Raw genomic sequence first — 17,890 nt, forward strand, 5'->3', positions numbered from 1 at the left:
TAGGAAGGATATTACTATTATTTGTACTAAGTCTTTTTTCACTTTTTAGCTTTAAAATATCAAAAGGTATGAAAGCAATGGGAGTTTCACTTGTTTATGCTATGCTTGTAAGGGGTTCTGTGTTAAACTTTGGATTGCTACCAGACTTTATTGTGGACTATCTTATATTATTTTTAAATGCAGGTAATGCTAAGTTTCTTATTTATTATTATAACTGGTATTATTTCAGGATATATTGCTTCACTGTTATTCAAAAACTATCCAATTCTTACAGCGGAACAAATTCGTGGTACGACTGGAACAGCAACCGATTCGGTAGCTTAATAGAATAGTAAATAATTTTTTCATAGAGGTTTAGGGGGAGTTATGATGAAGTATCGCTCAGTGTTTGATATTATTGGTCCGGTTATGATTGGTCCATCAAGTTCACATACAGCAGGCGCGGCAAGAATGGGGCAAGTTGCTCGTCAGCTGTTTCGTCATGAACCAGAGAGAGTTAGCATTTCATTATATGGTTCATTTGCAAAAACATACCGTGGTCACGGTACGGATGTAGCGCTAATCGGTGGAATACTAGGATTTGAAACAGATGATTTACGTATTCCAAGTGCGTTAGATATTGCAAAAGAACGCGGGATTGAAGTGGAATTCATTGAAGAAGATGCAAATGCTCCGCATCCAAATACAGCGAAAATTCGTCTGTATAAAGGTGAAGAGGAAATTGAAGTTGTTGCTTGCTCAATTGGTGGCGGTAAAATTGAAGTTGTAGAATTAAACGGATTCGATCTTCAATTAACAGGCACGAGTCCAGCACTACTTATTGTAAATAACGATCGCTTTGGTGCTATCGCAGCTGTAGCTTCAATCCTTGCTAAGCATGAGATTAACATAAGTACAATGAGTGTTTCTCGTAAAGAAAAAGGAAGAAGAGCGCTTATGGTCATTGAAACAGATGAATTATTAGCAGATGAAGTAATTGCGGAAATAAATGGGCAACAAAATATTTGTCAAGTAACTATTATGGATTAATTGCAGGGGGGACACACCATGTTTCGGAACGCAGCGGAACTAGTGGCGCAAGCTAAAGAGCAAAATGTAAAAATCGCAGAAATTATGATTCAATGTGAAATGCAAACAAGAAATATCTCACGTGAAGAAGTAATTGCTGGAATGGAAAAGAACTTAGTCGTGATGGAACAAGCAGTAGAACGCGGTATTCGTGGTGTAAAATCACCGACTGGTTTAACTGGCGGGGATGCTGTGAAAGTCCAAGCGTATATGCAGAGTGGAAAAGGTTTATCTGGAGATACGATTTTGGACGCAGTGAGTAAAGCTGTTGCGACAAATGAAGTAAATGCGGCGATGGGAATTATTTGTGCAACACCAACAGCAGGATCTGCTGGAACAGTGCCAGGTGTACTGTTTGCACTGCAAGAAAAATTAAAGCCGACACGCGAAGAAATGATTGAATTTTTATTTACAGCAGGAGCTTTCGGTATGGTTGTTGCGAATAATGCTTGTATTTCTGGCGCGGCAGGAGGTTGCCAAGCTGAAGTAGGTTCAGCAAGTGGAATGGCAGCTGCAGCAGCAGTTGAGATGGCTGGTGGAACACAAGATCAAGCAGCTACAGCGATGGCGATTTCATTAAAGAATATGCTTGGTTTAGTATGTGATCCTGTTGCAGGGCTTGTAGAAGTACCTTGTGTAAAACGTAATGCAGCAGGAGCTGCGAATGCCATGATTTCAGCTGATTTATCATTAGCTGGTGTAACTAGTACAATTCCATGTGATGAAGTCATTGAGGCGATGTTTAGAATTGGACAAACGATGCCAGTAGCACTTCGTGAAACAGCAGAAGGTGGCCTTGCAGCAACACCGACAGGTCGTCGTTTGCAAGAAGAGATTTTTGGTAAGAGTAATAACTAAAAGCATATCATATGATTAAAGTAAAAACGGAGCTCAAATAAAGTTGAGCTCCGTTTTTTATTTTTCTTTTGCTATTTCTTCTAATGTTTTTCCAAGATCGTGTGATCGTTTCGTTGCTTGTGTAATACATGAGATTAATGCTTGTTGAAAATTATGCTCCTTTAATACTTCAATACCTGCTTCAGTTGTTCCGCCAGGAGAAGTAATTTCTTTTCGCAAAATAGAAGGGTGTTTTTCGCTTGCTTTTAGCATTTCAGCAGAACCAATCATCGTCTGAAGAATAAGAGATTTTGCAACATCTTCTTTTAAACCAATTTTTTTTGCTGCCTCTTCCAGTGCCTCTACCACGTAATAAATATAAGCTGGTCCACTTCCAGATAATGCAGTGATAGCATGCATATCTTCTTCTTCTACAACAGAGACGAGACCAATCGTTTCAAATAAAGATGTTGCAGTGCGAATATGTTCCTCCGTTGTGTGTTCTGAAGGTGAGATAGCGGTAGCGGATTTTAAAATGGCTGCAGATGTATTTGGCATTGCACGAATAATCGGAACGTCTTTTTGAAGTAGGTTTCTAATTGAATGAGTAGAAACACCTGCTAATAACGAAATAATAAGCAAGTCATTATTTATGTATTCTTTAAGAGGAATAACCGCTTCTGCGACATCTTTTGGCTTCATAGCTAGAAAAAGAATATTCGCATCAGCAAGTAATTCCTTTTTATTATGTGTACCTTTGACACCGTATTTTTTGTGTAACTCCTGTAATCTTGTCTCGTTAGAACGATTACTTACAGTGACGTGTTCTCCCTTAACAACATTTGCGTTTAATAAGCCACCAATAATCGCTTCGGCAATAGAGCCTGCACCGAGAAAGGAAATGTTTTGCATAGACATGATGTGCCTCCTTTAAATTTGGTTAGAAATACTTATAAATGTACATACATTCGTTTTTTTATGGAAAAGACCTCTTTTTATCTGAAAATAATGACAAATTTATAGGGAAGTTGTAAACTGAAGAGGTATTCATTTTTGAACCGGAAAAAGACAGGGGGGCTAAGCATGACGGCGATTCATCGAATGGAGATTCCTGTTCCATTTGCAGTTGAGACAGTGAATGTGTTTTTAGTTGAGGGAGAAACATTAACGTTAATTGATACAGGGACAAATACAGAAGAAGCAAAGAAAGCACTAGAAAGTCAATTAGGTGCATTAGGATATAAGATAGAAGATATTGAAACGGTAGTGATTACGCATCACCATGCGGATCATTGCGGACTTTTAAATACATTTTCTGAAAAAGTAAAGATTATCGGACATCCTTGGAATGAACCGTGGATTACACAAAATGCTGAATTTTTAAAGAGGTATCATGAATTTTTTAAAGAGACAGCCTTGCAGTTCGGCGTTCCAGCAGTATTTCTGAATGGTGAGGCATTATTGACGACGAAGACACTTAAATATTCTTGTAATAGATCGTTAACACATACTGTGAGAGAGGGAGATCGTATAGATTCGTTACCTGGATTTACAGTGATTGAAACCCCGGGTCATGCTTCCACTCATATTTCATTATATAGAGAATCTGATGGAATATTAATTGGTGGGGATGCTCTCATTAGTCATATTTCTTCAAATCCAATATTAGAACCACCATATGAAGGGCAAACAGAAAGAGCGCATCCTTTATTGCAGTACAATCAAACGTTAAAACGTTTAAGTGAAATGAATATTTCACGGATTTTATCAGGGCATGGGGAAGATGTTCTGAATGTGAAACAACTTATTGAAACAAGATTACAAAAGCAAGAGACACGTGCTTTTAAAGTGCTTGAACTATTAAAGGAAAAGCCAATGACAGCATTTGAGGTGTGTGTAAAACTATTTCCGGTATTATATAAAGAGCAATTACCACTTACTATCTCAGAAACTGTTGGACAATTAGACTTTTTAGCATATAATCAACAGGTGATGATTGATGAATCTTCACAACAATTGATTTATTATGCAAAGTAGGTGACAGCAATGACGGGACGTTTACAAGAAAAAGTAATCGTCATTACAGGTGCTTCTAGTGGAATTGGAGAGCAAGTTGCAATGCAGGTTGCAGAGCAAGGGGCGACGCCGGTATTAATGGCTCGAACAGAAGAGAAGCTACAAGCATTAGCAGACAAAATTAAAGTAACGTATAATACGCCTTGCTATTACTATGTATTAGATGTAAGTGAAGAAACGGAAGTACAATCTGTTTTTTCAAAGGTATTACAAGAAGTAGGACGTATTGATATATTGGTAAATAATGCTGGGTTTGGTATCTTTAAAACGTTTGAAGATGCTTCAATGGATGAAGTAAAGGATATGTTTCAAGTAAATGTATTTGGATTAGTAGCTTGTACGAAAGCGGTATTACCTAATATGGTAAAAAGGAACGAAGGACAAATTATTAATATTGCTTCATTGGCTGGAAAAATTGCAACTCCGAAGTCGAGTGCTTATGCAGCAACAAAACACGCTGTATTAGGATTTACGAATAGTTTACGTATGGAGTTATCTAACACAAATGTGTATGTAACAGCAATTAACCCAGGACCGATAGAAACGAACTTTTTTGAAATAGCCGATCAATCAGGTACATATGTGAAAAATATGGGACGTTACATGTTAAAACCAACATATGTAGCAGAACAAATCGTAAAGACGATGCAAACGAAAAAACGTGAAGTAAACTTGCCGAAGTGGATGGGAATGGGGCCAAAGCTCTACGCATTATTCCCAGGTTTATTTGAACGCGTTGCAGGCAAATCATTAAGTAAAAAATAGGAGATTTCCATATGGAAATCTCCTATTTTTTATTTTCCAGTCACATAATCGTAAACGATATCCTCAACAGCCTCGTATACATCAATTTCAGTATTTGAATGAATTATCATTTGAATATGTTTAATTAGCATTTCCTGATCCTCTTTTGAAACAGGATTACATTGATATTGCCGAAAACTTTTTATAATCATTTTCTCAATTAATTTTTTATTCATGTTTTTCCCCGCCTGTATGTATACATGTATTGTTTTATTGTACTTGAAGTGAAATGAAAATACTACTATGCACTATTTTTGCATAAAAATCCACTTGTGTATATTGCTTTTATAGCAAGATTAATATTTTGAAGTTTTTAAAAATTATAAATATTTAATTGACTTTATAATTATGCAATATTATAATCAAACTTAATTTAAAGAATAGATATGAGGAGGAGCTTATGAAAGTCGCAATTATTGGAGCAACTGGATATGGAGGTATTGAGTTAATTCGGTTATTAGAGCAACATCCATATTTTTCGATAGCATCTCTCCATTCTTTTTCACAAGTCGGTGAATTTATAACAAATGTATACCCGCATTTTCGAAATGTTCTTGTCCATACGTTACAAGAAATTGATGCGGAGAAAATAGAGAAGGAAGCTGAAATTGTATTTTTAGCAACCCCAGCGGGAGTATCGGCAGAGTTAACACCAAAATTATTGGCAGTAGGTTTAAAAGTAATTGACCTATCTGGAGACTTTCGTATGATAGATCCCTCGTTATATGAATTGTGGTATAAAAGGCCAGCTGCACAGGAAGAACTTCTTAGGAAAGCAGTATATGGATTAAGTGAATGGAAAAGGCCTGAGATCCAAAATGCAAATTTAATTGCAAACCCAGGATGTTTTGCTACAGCTGCATTATTAGCGGTAGCGCCGTTAGTACGTAGCGGCATGATTGAAGAAGCTTCGATTATTATTGATGCGAAATCAGGAGTATCTGGAGCGGGCAAAACGCCAACAACAATGACTCACTTTCCTGAGTTATACGATAACTTACACATTTATAAAGTTAATCAGCATCAGCACGTTCCTGAGATTGAGCAAATGCTTGCAGAGTGGAATCGTGAAACGAAGCCAATCACGTTTAGTACACATTTAATACCGATATCACGAGGGATTATGATTACACTTTATGCAAAAGTGAAAAAGGAAATGAAAATAGAGCAACTTCAAAAGTTGTATGAAGAAACGTATGAATACTCAGCTTTCGTTCGAGTTCGCTCGCAAGGAGAATTTCCAAGTCCGAAAGAAGTAAGGGGCTCAAATTATTGTGATATTGGGATAGCTTACGATGAAAGAACAGAAAGAGTTACGGTCGTTTCTGTTATAGACAATATGATGAAAGGTGCGGCAGGGCAAGCAGTTCAAAATGCAAATTTATTAGCGGGACTAGAAGAGACAACGGGTTTACAGCATATGCCGCTTTATCCATAAGGGGGAAATTATGATTAAAGCATCGTCTATTACAAAATTAGCAAATGGTTCAATTGTTACACCAAAAGGCTTTTTGGCAATCGGTACTGCAAATGGTCTGAAAAAGGTGAAAAAGGATATGGGTGCAATCGTTTGTGAGGTGCCAGCATCATGTGCCGCTGTGTATACAACAAATCAAATACAAGCAGCGCCGTTGCAAGTAACGAAGGATAGCATAGCAGCAGAAGGGAAATTACAAGCAATTGTTGTAAATAGCGGCAATGCAAATGCTTGTACGGGGATGAAAGGATTGCAAGATGCTTATGAGATGCGAACATTAGGAGCGGAACACTTTGGAGTAAAAGAAAAGTACGTCGCAGTCGCTTCAACAGGTGTAATTGGAGTACCTTTACCGATGGATATCATTCGAAAGGGAATTGAATCTCTTGTGCCAACAAAGGAAGTAAGTGAAGCTTATTCTTTTTGTGAAGCAATTTTAACGACAGATCTTATAACGAAAGAAACTTGCTATGAGATGATAATTGATGGGGAAGCAGTGATCATTGCTGGGGTCGCAAAAGGATCAGGGATGATCAAACCGAATATGGCAACGATGCTTAGTTTTATTACAACAGACGCCAATATAGAGCATGAAGTATTGCAAACAGCATTATCACAAATTACGAATCATACGTTTAATCAAATTACGGTGGACGGAGATACTTCTACAAATGATATGGTCATCGCTATGGCAAGTGGATTATCAGAAACGAAAACGATGAATATGGAACATGAAGACTGGGAAACTTTCGTAGTTGCTTTACAAAAGGTATGTGAAGATTTAGCGAAAAAAATTGCACAAGATGGTGAAGGTGCTACGAAGTTAATAGAAGTAAACGTGTTAGGGGCTAGAACAAATGAAGAAGCAAAGAAAATTGCAAAACAAATAGTCGGTTCCAGTCTTGTGAAAACAGCGATATACGGTGAGGACCCAAATTGGGGACGAATTATTAGTAGTACTGGACAGAGTGAAGTAATTATTAACCCAAATACAATTGATATCACTCTTCAATCTATCGCCGTATTAAAAAATAGTGAGCCTCAAATGTTTTCTGAAGAGGAAATGACAAAGAAATTACAAGAACATGAAATAAAAATTGAGGTGTGTTTACATTTAGGAGATGAAACGGGATCAGCTTGGGGCTGTGACTTAAGTTATGAATATGTGAAAATAAATGCTTGTTATCGTACATAAGGAGAGAGAAGATGAGTGATTATATTGTAGTTAAATGTGGCGGTAGCATGTTGAATCGATTAAATAGTGTCTTTTTTGATTGTATAAAGAAATTGCAAAATAAGTATAAGGTTGTTATTGTCCATGGCGGTGGCCCAGAAATTGATGCCAAGTTAGAAGACGCTAATATCGAGATAGAAAAGAAAGATGGATTAAGAGTAACGCCGAAAGAGGTTATGGATGTTGTTCAAATGGTGCTATGCGGAAGTACGAATAAAAAATTCGTAATGAATTTACAAAAACATGATTTACTTGCGGTGGGGCTTTCAGGATGTGACGGTAATTTACTTCAAGTTCAACCTGTTGGCGAAGCGATAGGATATGTAGGAGAAGTAAGTTATGTAGAAACAGCCCTATTGAAAGGGTTGATAGATATGAATTATATTCCTGTCATTGCCCCAATTGGGATAAATGGTAATGAGGTTTATAACATAAATGCAGATACCGCTGCAGCTGGAATTGCAGCCGCACTATCCGCAAAAGAACTCATTTTTATAACGGACGTAGATGGAGTATTACACGAAGGAAGATTGGTAAAGAAAACGGATGAATATGAAATTCTTACTTTTATAGAACAAGGCGTCATTACAGGTGGAATGATTCCGAAAGTACAGGCGGCACTTACATCGTTAAAAATGGGAGTGAAAAAGGCTAGTATCGTAAATGGTACAAAGGATTTTACTGAGGTTACAGGAGAGTGTGTTGGAACTACGGTAACAAAAGGAGTGAGTATCGTATGACAAGCCATCTTTTTCAAACATATGGAAGAAGAGAAATTGAATTTCTAAAGGGCAATGGGGCGAAAGTTATTGATAAAAGTGGTGAGCAATATTTAGATTTCACTTCTGGTATTGGAGTATGTAACTTAGGACATTGTCATCCTACGGTTGTAAAGGCAGTAGAAAAGCAACTTAGAAATATATGGCATATATCTAACTTATTTACGAACTCCTTACAAGAAGAGGTCGCATCATTATTAACAGAAGATACAGCATTAGATCATGTGTTTTTTTGTAATAGCGGGGCGGAGGCAAATGAAGCGGCTTTAAAGCTAGCACGTAAGCATACTGGAAAATCTCTCGTAGTAACATGTGAGCAATCTTTCCACGGGAGAACATTTGGAACGATGAGTGCAACAGGGCAAGATAAAGTGAAAGAAGGATTCGGTCCATTACTTCCGTCTTTTTTACATATACCATTTAACGACATACGAGCATTAGAGGAAGTAATGAATGAAGAAGTTGCGGCGGTAATGGTAGAAGTTATTCAAGGAGAAGGAGGAGTAATATTAGCTGATCCATCCTTTTTGAAGGAAATTGAAAAACTATGTAATCAGTACAATTCTCTTTTTATTATAGATGAAGTACAAACTGGAATAGGCAGAACAGGAACACTATTCGCTTATGAGCAAATGGGAATAATTCCTGATATCGTTACCATCGCAAAGGCGCTTGGGAATGGTATTCCAGTTGGAGCGATGATTGGCCGAAAAGAACTAGGTTCTTCTTTTACTGCCGGGTCACACGGTTCAACTTTCGGTGGGAATTATATTGCTATGACTGCAGCGAAAGAAGTATTGCAATTCATTAAGGAACAATCGTTTTTTAAAGAGGTACAGGAAAAGGGCGAGTACGTATTAAAGAAATTGCAAGAAGAATTACGACACGTTGAATGTGTTCAAAATATTCGTGGGAAGGGACTTATGATTGGAATCGAATGCAAGCATGAGGTTGCAAATGTCATAGAACAACTAGAAAAAGCAGGACTTCTCGTATTACAAGCAGGGCCTAATGTTATAAGACTATTACCACCACTTATTGTAACGAATGAAGAGCTAGAACAGGCAATATATATGATAAAAAGAGTGGTTTGTACAAAAAATGCATCAATAATATAAGGGGGAAATTTCATGTCAACTGTACAAGTACCGAAATTAAATACGAAAGATCTTTTAACGTTAGAAGAATTGACGCAAGAAGAAATCATTTCTTTAATTGAGTTCGCTATATATTTAAAAAAGAACAAGCAGGAGCCTTTATTACAAGGGAAAATATTAGGTCTCATTTTTGATAAACATTCAACCCGTACTCGCGTTTCTTTTGAAGCAGGAATGGTACAGCTCGGAGGACATGGAATGTTTTTAAGTGGAAAAGAGATGCAAATTGGCAGAGGAGAAACGGTGTCAGATACTGCGAAAGTACTATCTCATTATATTGATGGAATTATGATACGCACATTTTCGCATGCGGATGTAGAGGAGCTTGCAAAAGAGTCCAGTATCCCAGTTATTAACGGTTTAACTGATGATCATCATCCTTGCCAAGCATTGGCAGATTTAATGACGATATATGAAGAAGTTCATACGTTTAAAGGAGTTAAATTAGCTTATGTAGGTGATGGGAATAATGTATGTCATTCACTATTGCTAGCGAGTGCAAAAGTCGGAATGAATATGACTGTTGCAACTCCCGTAGGGTATGAGCCGAATGAAGAAATTGTTAAAAAAGCATTAGCGATTGCTGATGAAACAGGGGCTGAAATTGAAATTTTGCATAATCCTGAATTAGCGGTAAGTGGAGCAGATTTTATTTATACTGACGTTTGGATGAGTATGGGCCAAGAAGGAGAAGCAGAAAAATATACTTTATTCCAGCCTTTCCAAGTAAATAAAGAGCTTGTTATACATGCAAAGCAAACATATCGTTTCCTGCACTGCCTGCCTGCTCATCGTGAAGAAGAAGTAACTGGAGAGATTATAGATGGGCCACAGTCTATCGTTTTTGAACAAGCTGGTAACAGGTTGCACGCGCAAAAAGCTTTATTAGTGAGTTTATTTAAAAATATAGAAGAGCCTTCCTAAAAGGGAGGTTTTTTTATATGGAAATGTCGGATGTATATTTAGTTAATTATCTCTATATCATTTATAATAAAAAGAGAAAACTAAATTTGTTTTTCATATCATGTAAGGACATACTAGATAAAAAAATATAGTTAAAGAGATGATGAATTTGAAAACAACTAAGAAAACATATTCGTTTTTTCAGCGGATGTGGAGAATATTAAAGTTTCAATATTTTAAGTTGCTTCGATCGCCAGAAGGAGCAAAGAAAGTGTCGCTAGGTTTTGCTATTGGATTTGGTTTAGAAATGTTGGTGATTTATACGGCATCGCTCGTATATTTAATATTTTATCCAATTGTAAGGTTAGCAAAGGGATCTTTTCCAGCCGCAGTCATTGGTAATATTATTGGGAAAATATCGTTTCTCCCAGTATTTTTATTTCCGTTTGCTTATGCGCTAGGAAAAATGATTTACCCATTTCATGTACAGAAAATACATCATGAACCATTTACGATATCAGATTTGTTTTCGAGCCATATTTTTACGATGTTAAAGAGCTTATTACAGAGTGAAGTATATGTATTAATTGGTATGACGATAATAGGAATTGTGTGTGGGGTAATTTCATATTTCGTTGTGCATTATTTATATGAAAAGAATCGTAAGTTACGTTTGAAGAAAAGAAAGAAACAAGTGAGAGAACCACTTGTTCAAATATAAAGAATGTCACATTCATTTTCTCCTTTGAATATGTTTAAGAAAAAGGGGGAGAGAATGAATGTATTATTATTACGTACCGCAAGTATACCCATATGTAAATTATTATCCTGTAACTGGAGTGAGACAGCAATTCGGAGTATATCCGCAGCAACAAATACAGCAAATGCAACAGCCTGAGCAGCAACCTGTTCAAGAACGAAAACCGTATTTAATGACATGGCCGTATTCAAATGTATACTATGGTAATTATTACGAATCATAAAGCTGCTTCTATTTAGAAGCAGCTTTATGCGTTTGTTTTCAAAATTAAATTTTGAATGGTTTTAAGAGAATAAATGAGCTTTTCACGCTCTTCCTCAGATAATGTTTGAAAATTTCCTTTTAGTTTGCCTAAAATGAATTGCTGATACTGACTTACTAACATTTTCCCTTCAGTTGTTAGGGAAATTAAAATGACCCTTCGATCTTTTTCGCTATAATGACGCTCTATTAGCTCTTCTTGAATAAGTTTGTTTAATAGAGGGGTCATGTTAGGCCGTGAAATCGCTAGCCGCTTGCCAATTTCTGAAACTGCTAATGTACCATTTTCATGCAAAAGCAGTAACACTTGCGTATGTGATGGCGGCATATGTCTTTGAGAAGAAAACTCTCCAGGAAGCATAAATTTGCGATAAAAAAGAGGCACTAGCGAAAGAAGATGATCAACAATACGTTCCCACTCGCGTGATTCCATATAACGGCCCCCTTCCACTATCATTGTAACAAAAAAGACAAGGTATAAAAATAGAATTGTTTCATGGTACCTTAATATTTGTAGGATAACACTTGCTTTGTAAATGTATTGGCAATAATCGTATAACCGTTATCATTTGGGTGTACTTGGTCAAATAGTAAATCTTTTTTATCCTTCGATATTAATTTGCGAATTGGTAAAACAATCGACGGTTGATGTGCTTTTGAAATGGAATAAATAGAATCATTCCAACCATCTAAAAACATATCTGCATAACTTGCGATGGAGTCATCTAGTTGTAAAGGGTTATAGAGTTCAGATAGAATGAGTAAAGCATTCGGATTTTGATCTCGAACGGTCTTTACAATATTTTTTACATCCGTTTCAAAACGGGCTTTTTCTTTATTTAACATTTTAATACCATCTATAACACCTACATCACGATTTAAGCGGAATAAATTATTTCCTCCAATATTAATAGTAATTATATTTGCTTCCCTAATTTTTTGTTGAACTTCTTCTGACTGGACTTTTTTAACGAGACGATCTGTAGTGAGACCATTTACACCGAGGTTTTCTACCGTAATTGGTTTATGAATTTGTCCTTCTAATTGTTTAGAAGCTAATTCGGCAAATCCCCCTTGTGTAGATCCATATCCTTTTGCAAGTGAATCACCTAATACGAGGTGATAAAAGGAATCATTCGTTTGCTTATCAATCCAGCTGGAAGCAGATGTTTTTTCTGTTTTTCTTTCATTTTCTTTTTGTTTTGTCTCATCGTTCTTTTCAAAATTAGAATAAGAAATGATTAGAAGGAGGAGACAAACAATTGTTAAGATGACTTTTTTCATAAATTCATCCTCCTTGTAATTGGTAATTGTATCATATTCAGCAGTATAAGCAATGTAAGGGCATATTATATGTTTATGAAAACTTTACAATAACTTTACAGAAAATTTGTTGAAGTTTGTCAAAAAATATTGACGATACGAAAGAACTTTATATATGATAATGTCAGATAAGGTGAAACTTTAATTAGTGGGGCACTTCCTATTAATTGTTAGTCTTCATCAATCGGGCGTTTAAGGGGACTACTCGTTAGCGCAGGATGAAATAAAAATCGTGTCTCTAATAGAAGAAAAAAGGTATGTGGTTAGAGACTGATTGAGATTCATTTCATTATTTTGGGGTAATCGTATAAGGGGGATTTTTTGTGAAAAAGTCAAAAAAAATGCTAGCTGGAGCAACACTTGCTATTGGTGTTATAGCACCGCAAGTAATGCCAACAACAGCTCATGCAGATGAGAACACTGGGGAGAGTACAGTTAACTTACGAATTCTAGAAACATCAGATATTCACGTTAACTTAATGAATTACGATTATTATCAAACGAAAACAGATAATAAAGTAGGTCTCGTACAAACGGCAACACTCGTTAATAAAGCACGTGAAGAAGCGAAAAACTCTGTCCTATTTGATGATGGAGATGCATTACAAGGGACACCGCTTGGAGATTATGTAGCGAATAAAATAAATGATCAGAAGAATCCTGTTGATTCTAGTTATACACATCCATTATATCGTGTAATGAATTTAATGAAGTATGACGTCATCTCTCTTGGGAACCATGAATTTAACTACGGTTTAGATTATTTAAACAAAGTGATTAGTAAAACAGAATTCCCAGTTATTAACTCAAACGTCTATAAAGACGATAAAGATAATAATGAAGAGAATGACCAAAATTACTTTAAACCATATCATATTTTTGAAAAAGAAGTAGAAGATGAATCTGGTCAAAAGCAAAAGGTGAAAATTGGTGTAATGGGATTTGTTCCACCCCAAGTTATGAACTGGGATAAAGCGAATTTAGAAGGAAAAGTGAAAGCAAAAGATATAGTTGAAACAGCGAAGAAAATGGTGCCAAAAATGAAAGCAGAAGGTGCAGATGTTATCGTTGCACTAGCGCATTCCGGTGTTGATAAGAGTGGATACAACGTTGGCATGGAAAACGCGTCGTATTATTTAACAGAAGTTCCTGGTGTAGATGCAGTATTAATGGGACATTCACATACTGAAGTGAAGGATGTATTCAATGGTGTTCCTGTTGTAATGCCTGGTGTTTTTGGAAGTAACTTAGGTATTATTGATATGCAATTGAAAAAGGTAAACGGAGAATGGGAAGTACAAAAAGAGCAATCGAAGCCGCAACTTCGTCCGATTGCTGATAGTAAAGGGAACCCATTAGTACAATCTGATCAAAGATTAGTTAATGAAATTAAGGATGATCATCAAGCGACAATTGATTATGTGAATACAGCTGTAGGAAAAACGACAGCGCCAATTAATAGTTATTTCTCATTAGTACAAGATGATCCTTCTGTACAACTTGTGACAAATGCACAAAAATGGTATGTAGAAAAGCTATTCGCTGAAAACGGACAATATAGTAAATATAAAGGAATTCCAGTATTATCTGCAGGAGCACCATTTAAAGCGGGTGGCCGAAACGGTGCTACATATTATACGGATATTCCAGCTGGAACGTTAGCAATTAAAAACGTGGCAGATTTATATGTATATCCAAATACGTTATATGCTGTAAAAGTAAATGGGGCACAAGTGAAAGAATGGCTTGAAATGTCTGCAGGTCAGTTTAATCAAATTGATTCAAAGAAAACAGAAGAACAGCCGTTAGTAAATATAGGCTATCCTACATATAACTTTGATATTTTAGATGGCTTAAAATACGAAATTGATGTAACACAACCGGCGAAATACGATAAAGATGGTAAAGTTGTAAATGAAAATACGAATCGTATTGTAAATATGACGTATGAAGGGAAGCCAGTAGCTGACAATCAAGAGTTCATCGTAGCTACAAATAACTATCGTGGAAGTAGCCAAACGTTCCCTGGTGTAAGTAAAGGGGAAGTTGTATACCAATCACAAGATGAAACACGTCAAATTATTGTGAAATATATGCAAGAAACACCAATTATTGATCCAGCAGCAGATCAAAATTGGACGTTTAAGCCGATTGTTGCAGATAAATTAAATACAACATTTGATTCTTCACCAAATGCACAAAATCATATAAAGAAAGATGGAAAGATATCATATGTTGGACCATCTGAAAATGAATTTGCTAAATATGCAATTGATATAACGAAGAAGAATGATGATAAGGAAACTGGTGGAGAGAATCCAACGATACCGCCAACAGGTGAAGGCAATAACGGAGAGAATCCAACGACACCGCCAACAGGTGAAGGCAATAATGGAGAGAATCCAACGACACCACCAACAGGTGAAGGCAATAATGGAGAGAATCCAACGGCACCGCCAACAGGTGAAGGCAATAACGGAGGAAATCCAACGACACCACCAACGGATGAAGGTAATACTGTTAATGAACCAAAACAAGATGGAAATAATACAGGATCTGGACAAACTACAACGGATAATCAAAACTCAAAAGAAACAACAACTGTAAGTGAAAATAAAGAAGAACGTGATTTACCGAAAACAGGTACAAGTGTTGTTTCTACAATTGGAGCAGGTTTGGCGTTTGTTGGAGCGGGATTACTTCTGTTATTTAGAAGAAAGAAAGCGAATAGATAGCGGAGAAATATAAAAAGGATTACCGATTAAGGTAATCCTTTTTATTATATTATGAAACTGGTACTGTCTTTTCTTTCTTCCATGAAAGACCAAATCCAGTGAAACCAACAATAATTGTTAAGATCGGGCAAGCTAAACAGAAGATTGCGAATGGAACGTAATCAAATGTCGGAACGCCAAGGACGTTCGATAAAAATACGCCACTTACTCCCCATGGTACGAGCGGGTTAATAACTGTACCTGCATCTTCTAATACTCGTGATAAATTACGACGTTCTAAACCGACTTCATCGTATTTGTTAGCGAATGCTTGTCCTGTTAAAACGATTGATAAGTATTGTTCGCCAAGTAAGAAGTTTACACCAATTGCAGTTGAAGCAGTAGAAATAATTAAGCGTGTGCTATTTTTTACGAAGCTAGAGATGATATTCATCAGCTGCGTGATAATGCCCATTCCTTGTAGTAATCCTCCCATACAAAGAGCTAGGAAAATAAGTGCAATCGACATCATCATACTTTGTAGACCACCGCGAGATAGTAAGCTATCAATGTCTTTAATACCAGTTTTAGAAACGTAGCCGTCTTGCATAATTTTCATTAAATCAGCTAAAGAAGTGCTAGGTTTAAAAATAAAGAGAATAATAAGTCCTACCACAATTCCTGCAAGCAATGTTGGAACTGCTGGAACTTTTTTAAATGCGAATAGGAACAGTAATAAAATTGGAATAAGTGTAACGATAGAAATCGTTGTGTTTTTTTCTAACGTGCTAATAAAGTTAGTGAAGTCAACGTCTCCACTAATACCGCTTCCTAAAATGAAAAATGCGATAAAAGCAATAATGAAAGCAGGAACTGTTGTCCAAAGCATGTTGCGAATATGCTCAAATAAATCTACACCCGTTACAGCAGGAGCTAAGTTTGTTGTATCAGATAAAGGAGACATTTTATCTCCAAAGAATGCACCAGAAATAATTGCACCAGCGATCAGAGCTGGATCGTATCCGAGAGCACTACCCATTCCCATAAAGGCAAGCCCTACTGTTGCGGCAGTTGTAAATGCACTACCGATACTTGTTCCAACAATTGCACAAACAACAAAAACAGTTGGGACGAAAATTTTAGGAGATACAAGCTGGAAGCCGTATACCATTAAAGTTGGAATTGTTCCAGCAGCGATCCAAACACTAATTAATACGCCCACAAGTAAGAAAATAAAAATAGATGGAATACCAGCTGAAATACTACTGATCATCCCTTTTTCCATAGTAGACCAAGAGATTTTTTTCATAAATCCAAATGCTAATAAAAGAACGATACCAAATAAAATTGGGATGTGTGGTGAAACTTCTAATTTGATAACACTAAAGCCAATACAGAAAAAGATAAATAATGTTAAAAGAACAGATTCAATTTTTGAAACCATTGTTTTTCCCTCCTAAGTAATTTAAAATAGCTCTTTTTTATATAAAATTCGCCAATATTGTATATTTCCTTCTAAAATTTAGAATTTTGTGACAAATTACCGGTAATTGTCAACATCTCAATATGATACGGAAATGATTGGATAAAAAAACGCCCCTGCATATAATTATGCAGGGACGAAGAAATCGCGGTACCACCCTAGCTTGTGAAAGGAATGTATCACAAAATAAAGGGTCATATGATATGCGCTCATAAAATAAAAACGCCCCTGCAATATATGCAGGGACGAAAAATTCGCGGTACCACCCTAAATTGTGAAACAGTTTCATTTCACCACTCTTTAGACATAACGGTCTAAACCGTCTTTCACTACTCCTCACGTTTCGTAAAAGAAGCTCCAGGGGGTAATTCATAAATCGCTCTGTACTGGTTCGCACCGACCACCAGCTCTCTGAAATCAGAAAACGAAATACTACTAAATCCTATCAACGCCGATTCATATGATGTTAGTTAAATTTTTATCATATATTCATCATACATGTCAATAAAAACATTCGATATTTTTTTAGGGAAATAAAGGAGAAATGTTTTTCATACTGTAAAAATGTGCGTTATAATGAATTTGAAAGGGGAGGAAAGAGTGAAGAAAAAAATAATTCTTTTTACCACCTTACTAGTCGTTGGCGGAAGTGCTGGAATTTACACAGCTTTTGCAGCTGAATCAGAGCAGTCGAAACAAAAGCAAATACAGCAGTCAGAAGTGAAGAAAGTGAAAGAAACTGAAGAGAAGAAATCGATGGAAAAAGCAGCTGCGAAACTAGGAGTTTCTACTGAGGGGAAAACAAAAGAAGAGGTTACAAAAGAAGTAGATAACGCTAGATTTGAGCAGCGCCATGATTTGTTAATTGAGCATGCTAAGCAACTTGGAATTGATACAGAAGGAAAAAAAGATGAAGAGATTATTTTAGAAATTGGAAAGATACAACATGGAAAGTAGAACAACTTATCGTATGATAAGTTGTTCTTTTTTGAGAACTGTTTGATTTAAAAATAA

The 17,890-nt window shown here is 36.3% G+C and carries 19 protein-coding genes and 1 other annotated feature; of the genes, 14 read left to right on the top strand and 5 right to left on the bottom strand.

Going from position 1 to position 17,890, the window contains the following annotated elements:
- Positions 1 to 186 precede the first annotated feature (186 nt).
- The 3 genes from B5P42_RS32585 to sdaAA are packed head-to-tail and all read left to right on the top strand — an operon-like array spanning position 187 to position 1,926.
- Entirely contained in the window at positions 187 to 324 is a 138-nt protein-coding gene (locus B5P42_RS32585) for a hypothetical protein (protein WP_002066987.1), read from the top strand.
- Between the two features lie 45 nt (positions 325 to 369).
- Positions 370 to 1,029: an L-serine ammonia-lyase, iron-sulfur-dependent subunit beta gene (sdaAB, locus tag B5P42_RS11940; RefSeq protein ID WP_002088527.1), complete on the top strand. Its 660-nt coding sequence runs from the start codon at positions 370 to 372 to the stop codon at positions 1,027 to 1,029.
- 18 nt (positions 1,030 to 1,047) lie between these two features.
- Positions 1,048 to 1,926, top strand: coding sequence for an L-serine ammonia-lyase, iron-sulfur-dependent, subunit alpha (gene sdaAA, locus B5P42_RS11945; protein WP_113734252.1), 879 nt, complete (start codon positions 1,048 to 1,050; stop codon positions 1,924 to 1,926).
- Positions 1,927 to 1,983: 57 nt separating this feature from the next.
- On the opposite strand, the gene proI is transcribed toward sdaAA, so the two are convergent.
- Positions 1,984 to 2,823: a pyrroline-5-carboxylate reductase ProI gene (gene proI, locus B5P42_RS11950; protein ID WP_002066991.1), complete on the bottom strand. Its 840-nt coding sequence runs from the start codon at positions 2,821 to 2,823 to the stop codon at positions 1,984 to 1,986.
- Between the two features lie 165 nt (positions 2,824 to 2,988).
- Here proI and B5P42_RS11955 point away from each other — a divergent pair, with 165 nt between their 5' ends.
- Both B5P42_RS11955 and B5P42_RS11960 read left to right on the top strand, forming a co-directional pair.
- Positions 2,989 to 3,942: an MBL fold metallo-hydrolase gene (locus B5P42_RS11955; protein WP_002014957.1), complete on the top strand. Its 954-nt coding sequence runs from the start codon at positions 2,989 to 2,991 to the stop codon at positions 3,940 to 3,942.
- A gap of 9 nt (positions 3,943 to 3,951) precedes the next feature.
- Positions 3,952 to 4,746, top strand: coding sequence for an SDR family oxidoreductase (locus B5P42_RS11960; RefSeq protein ID WP_044442686.1), 795 nt, complete (start codon positions 3,952 to 3,954; stop codon positions 4,744 to 4,746).
- A gap of 29 nt (positions 4,747 to 4,775) precedes the next feature.
- On the opposite strand, the gene B5P42_RS11965 is transcribed toward B5P42_RS11960, so the two are convergent.
- Positions 4,776 to 4,961: a YqzH family protein gene (locus tag B5P42_RS11965; RefSeq protein WP_002014960.1), complete on the bottom strand. Its 186-nt coding sequence runs from the start codon at positions 4,959 to 4,961 to the stop codon at positions 4,776 to 4,778.
- Positions 4,962 to 5,185: 224 nt separating this feature from the next.
- Between B5P42_RS11965 and argC the strand changes: the two genes are divergently transcribed.
- From argC to B5P42_RS12000, 7 genes are all read left to right on the top strand, one after another.
- On the top strand, positions 5,186 to 6,223 hold the full coding sequence (argC, locus tag B5P42_RS11970; RefSeq protein WP_044442688.1) for an N-acetyl-gamma-glutamyl-phosphate reductase: 1,038 nt from the start codon (positions 5,186 to 5,188) through the stop codon (positions 6,221 to 6,223).
- A gap of 10 nt (positions 6,224 to 6,233) precedes the next feature.
- A complete protein-coding gene (gene argJ, locus B5P42_RS11975) occupies positions 6,234 to 7,457 on the top strand; it encodes a bifunctional glutamate N-acetyltransferase/amino-acid acetyltransferase ArgJ (RefSeq protein WP_113734253.1) in 1,224 nt (407 codons plus the stop codon).
- Between the two features lie 11 nt (positions 7,458 to 7,468).
- The gene (gene argB / locus B5P42_RS11980; RefSeq protein ID WP_044442690.1) at positions 7,469 to 8,236 is read left to right on the top strand and encodes an acetylglutamate kinase; all 768 of its coding nucleotides are present in this window, start codon (positions 7,469 to 7,471) and stop codon (positions 8,234 to 8,236) included.
- The gene (locus B5P42_RS11985) at positions 8,233 to 9,393 is read left to right on the top strand and encodes an acetylornithine transaminase (RefSeq protein WP_060749642.1); all 1,161 of its coding nucleotides are present in this window, start codon (positions 8,233 to 8,235) and stop codon (positions 9,391 to 9,393) included. Before argB ends, B5P42_RS11985 begins: the two co-directional genes overlap by 4 nt.
- A 12-nt stretch (positions 9,394 to 9,405) precedes the next feature.
- Complete coding sequence (argF, locus tag B5P42_RS11990; RefSeq protein WP_002014968.1) at positions 9,406 to 10,356, top strand: ornithine carbamoyltransferase; 951 nt, start codon at positions 9,406 to 9,408, stop codon at positions 10,354 to 10,356.
- A 148-nt stretch (positions 10,357 to 10,504) separates the two neighbouring features.
- Positions 10,505 to 11,056: a DUF2062 domain-containing protein gene (locus tag B5P42_RS11995; protein WP_002167705.1), complete on the top strand. Its 552-nt coding sequence runs from the start codon at positions 10,505 to 10,507 to the stop codon at positions 11,054 to 11,056.
- A gap of 58 nt (positions 11,057 to 11,114) precedes the next feature.
- The gene (locus B5P42_RS12000) at positions 11,115 to 11,318 is read left to right on the top strand and encodes a hypothetical protein (protein WP_113734254.1); all 204 of its coding nucleotides are present in this window, start codon (positions 11,115 to 11,117) and stop codon (positions 11,316 to 11,318) included.
- Positions 11,319 to 11,342: 24 nt separating this feature from the next.
- On the opposite strand, the gene B5P42_RS12005 is transcribed toward B5P42_RS12000, so the two are convergent.
- Together B5P42_RS12005 and B5P42_RS12010 are read right to left on the bottom strand one after the other, a co-directional pair.
- A complete protein-coding gene (locus B5P42_RS12005) occupies positions 11,343 to 11,789 on the bottom strand; it encodes a MarR family winged helix-turn-helix transcriptional regulator (protein WP_113734255.1) in 447 nt (148 codons plus the stop codon).
- 71 nt (positions 11,790 to 11,860) lie between these two features.
- Positions 11,861 to 12,640, bottom strand: coding sequence for a GDSL-type esterase/lipase family protein (locus B5P42_RS12010; RefSeq protein WP_113734256.1), 780 nt, complete (start codon positions 12,638 to 12,640; stop codon positions 11,861 to 11,863).
- 362 nt (positions 12,641 to 13,002) lie between these two features.
- On the opposite strand from B5P42_RS12010, the gene cpdB reads away from it, so the two are divergent.
- Positions 13,003 to 15,414 (top strand): bifunctional 2',3'-cyclic-nucleotide 2'-phosphodiesterase/3'-nucleotidase, encoded by a 2,412-nt coding sequence (gene cpdB, locus B5P42_RS12015; protein ID WP_113734257.1) that lies wholly within the window; start codon positions 13,003 to 13,005, stop codon positions 15,412 to 15,414.
- 49 nt (positions 15,415 to 15,463) lie between these two features.
- Here cpdB and nhaC read toward each other — a convergent pair whose 3' ends face one another.
- A complete protein-coding gene (gene nhaC, locus B5P42_RS12020; RefSeq protein ID WP_113734258.1) occupies positions 15,464 to 16,837 on the bottom strand; it encodes a Na+/H+ antiporter NhaC in 1,374 nt (457 codons plus the stop codon).
- Positions 16,838 to 17,114: 277 nt separating this feature from the next.
- Positions 17,115 to 17,334, bottom strand: a binding site (T-box leader).
- Positions 17,335 to 17,476: 142 nt separating this feature from the next.
- On the opposite strand from nhaC, the gene B5P42_RS12025 reads away from it, so the two are divergent.
- Positions 17,477 to 17,833 carry a hypothetical protein gene (locus B5P42_RS12025; RefSeq protein ID WP_113734274.1) on the top strand — a complete coding sequence of 119 codons (357 nt, stop codon included), beginning with the start codon at positions 17,477 to 17,479 and terminating at the stop codon, positions 17,831 to 17,833.
- The last annotated feature ends 57 nt before the right edge of the window (positions 17,834 to 17,890 follow it).

Source organism: Bacillus sp. SRB_331, assembly GCF_003264175.1.
Classification (GTDB): domain Bacteria; phylum Bacillota; class Bacilli; order Bacillales; family Bacillaceae_G; genus Bacillus_A; species Bacillus_A mycoides.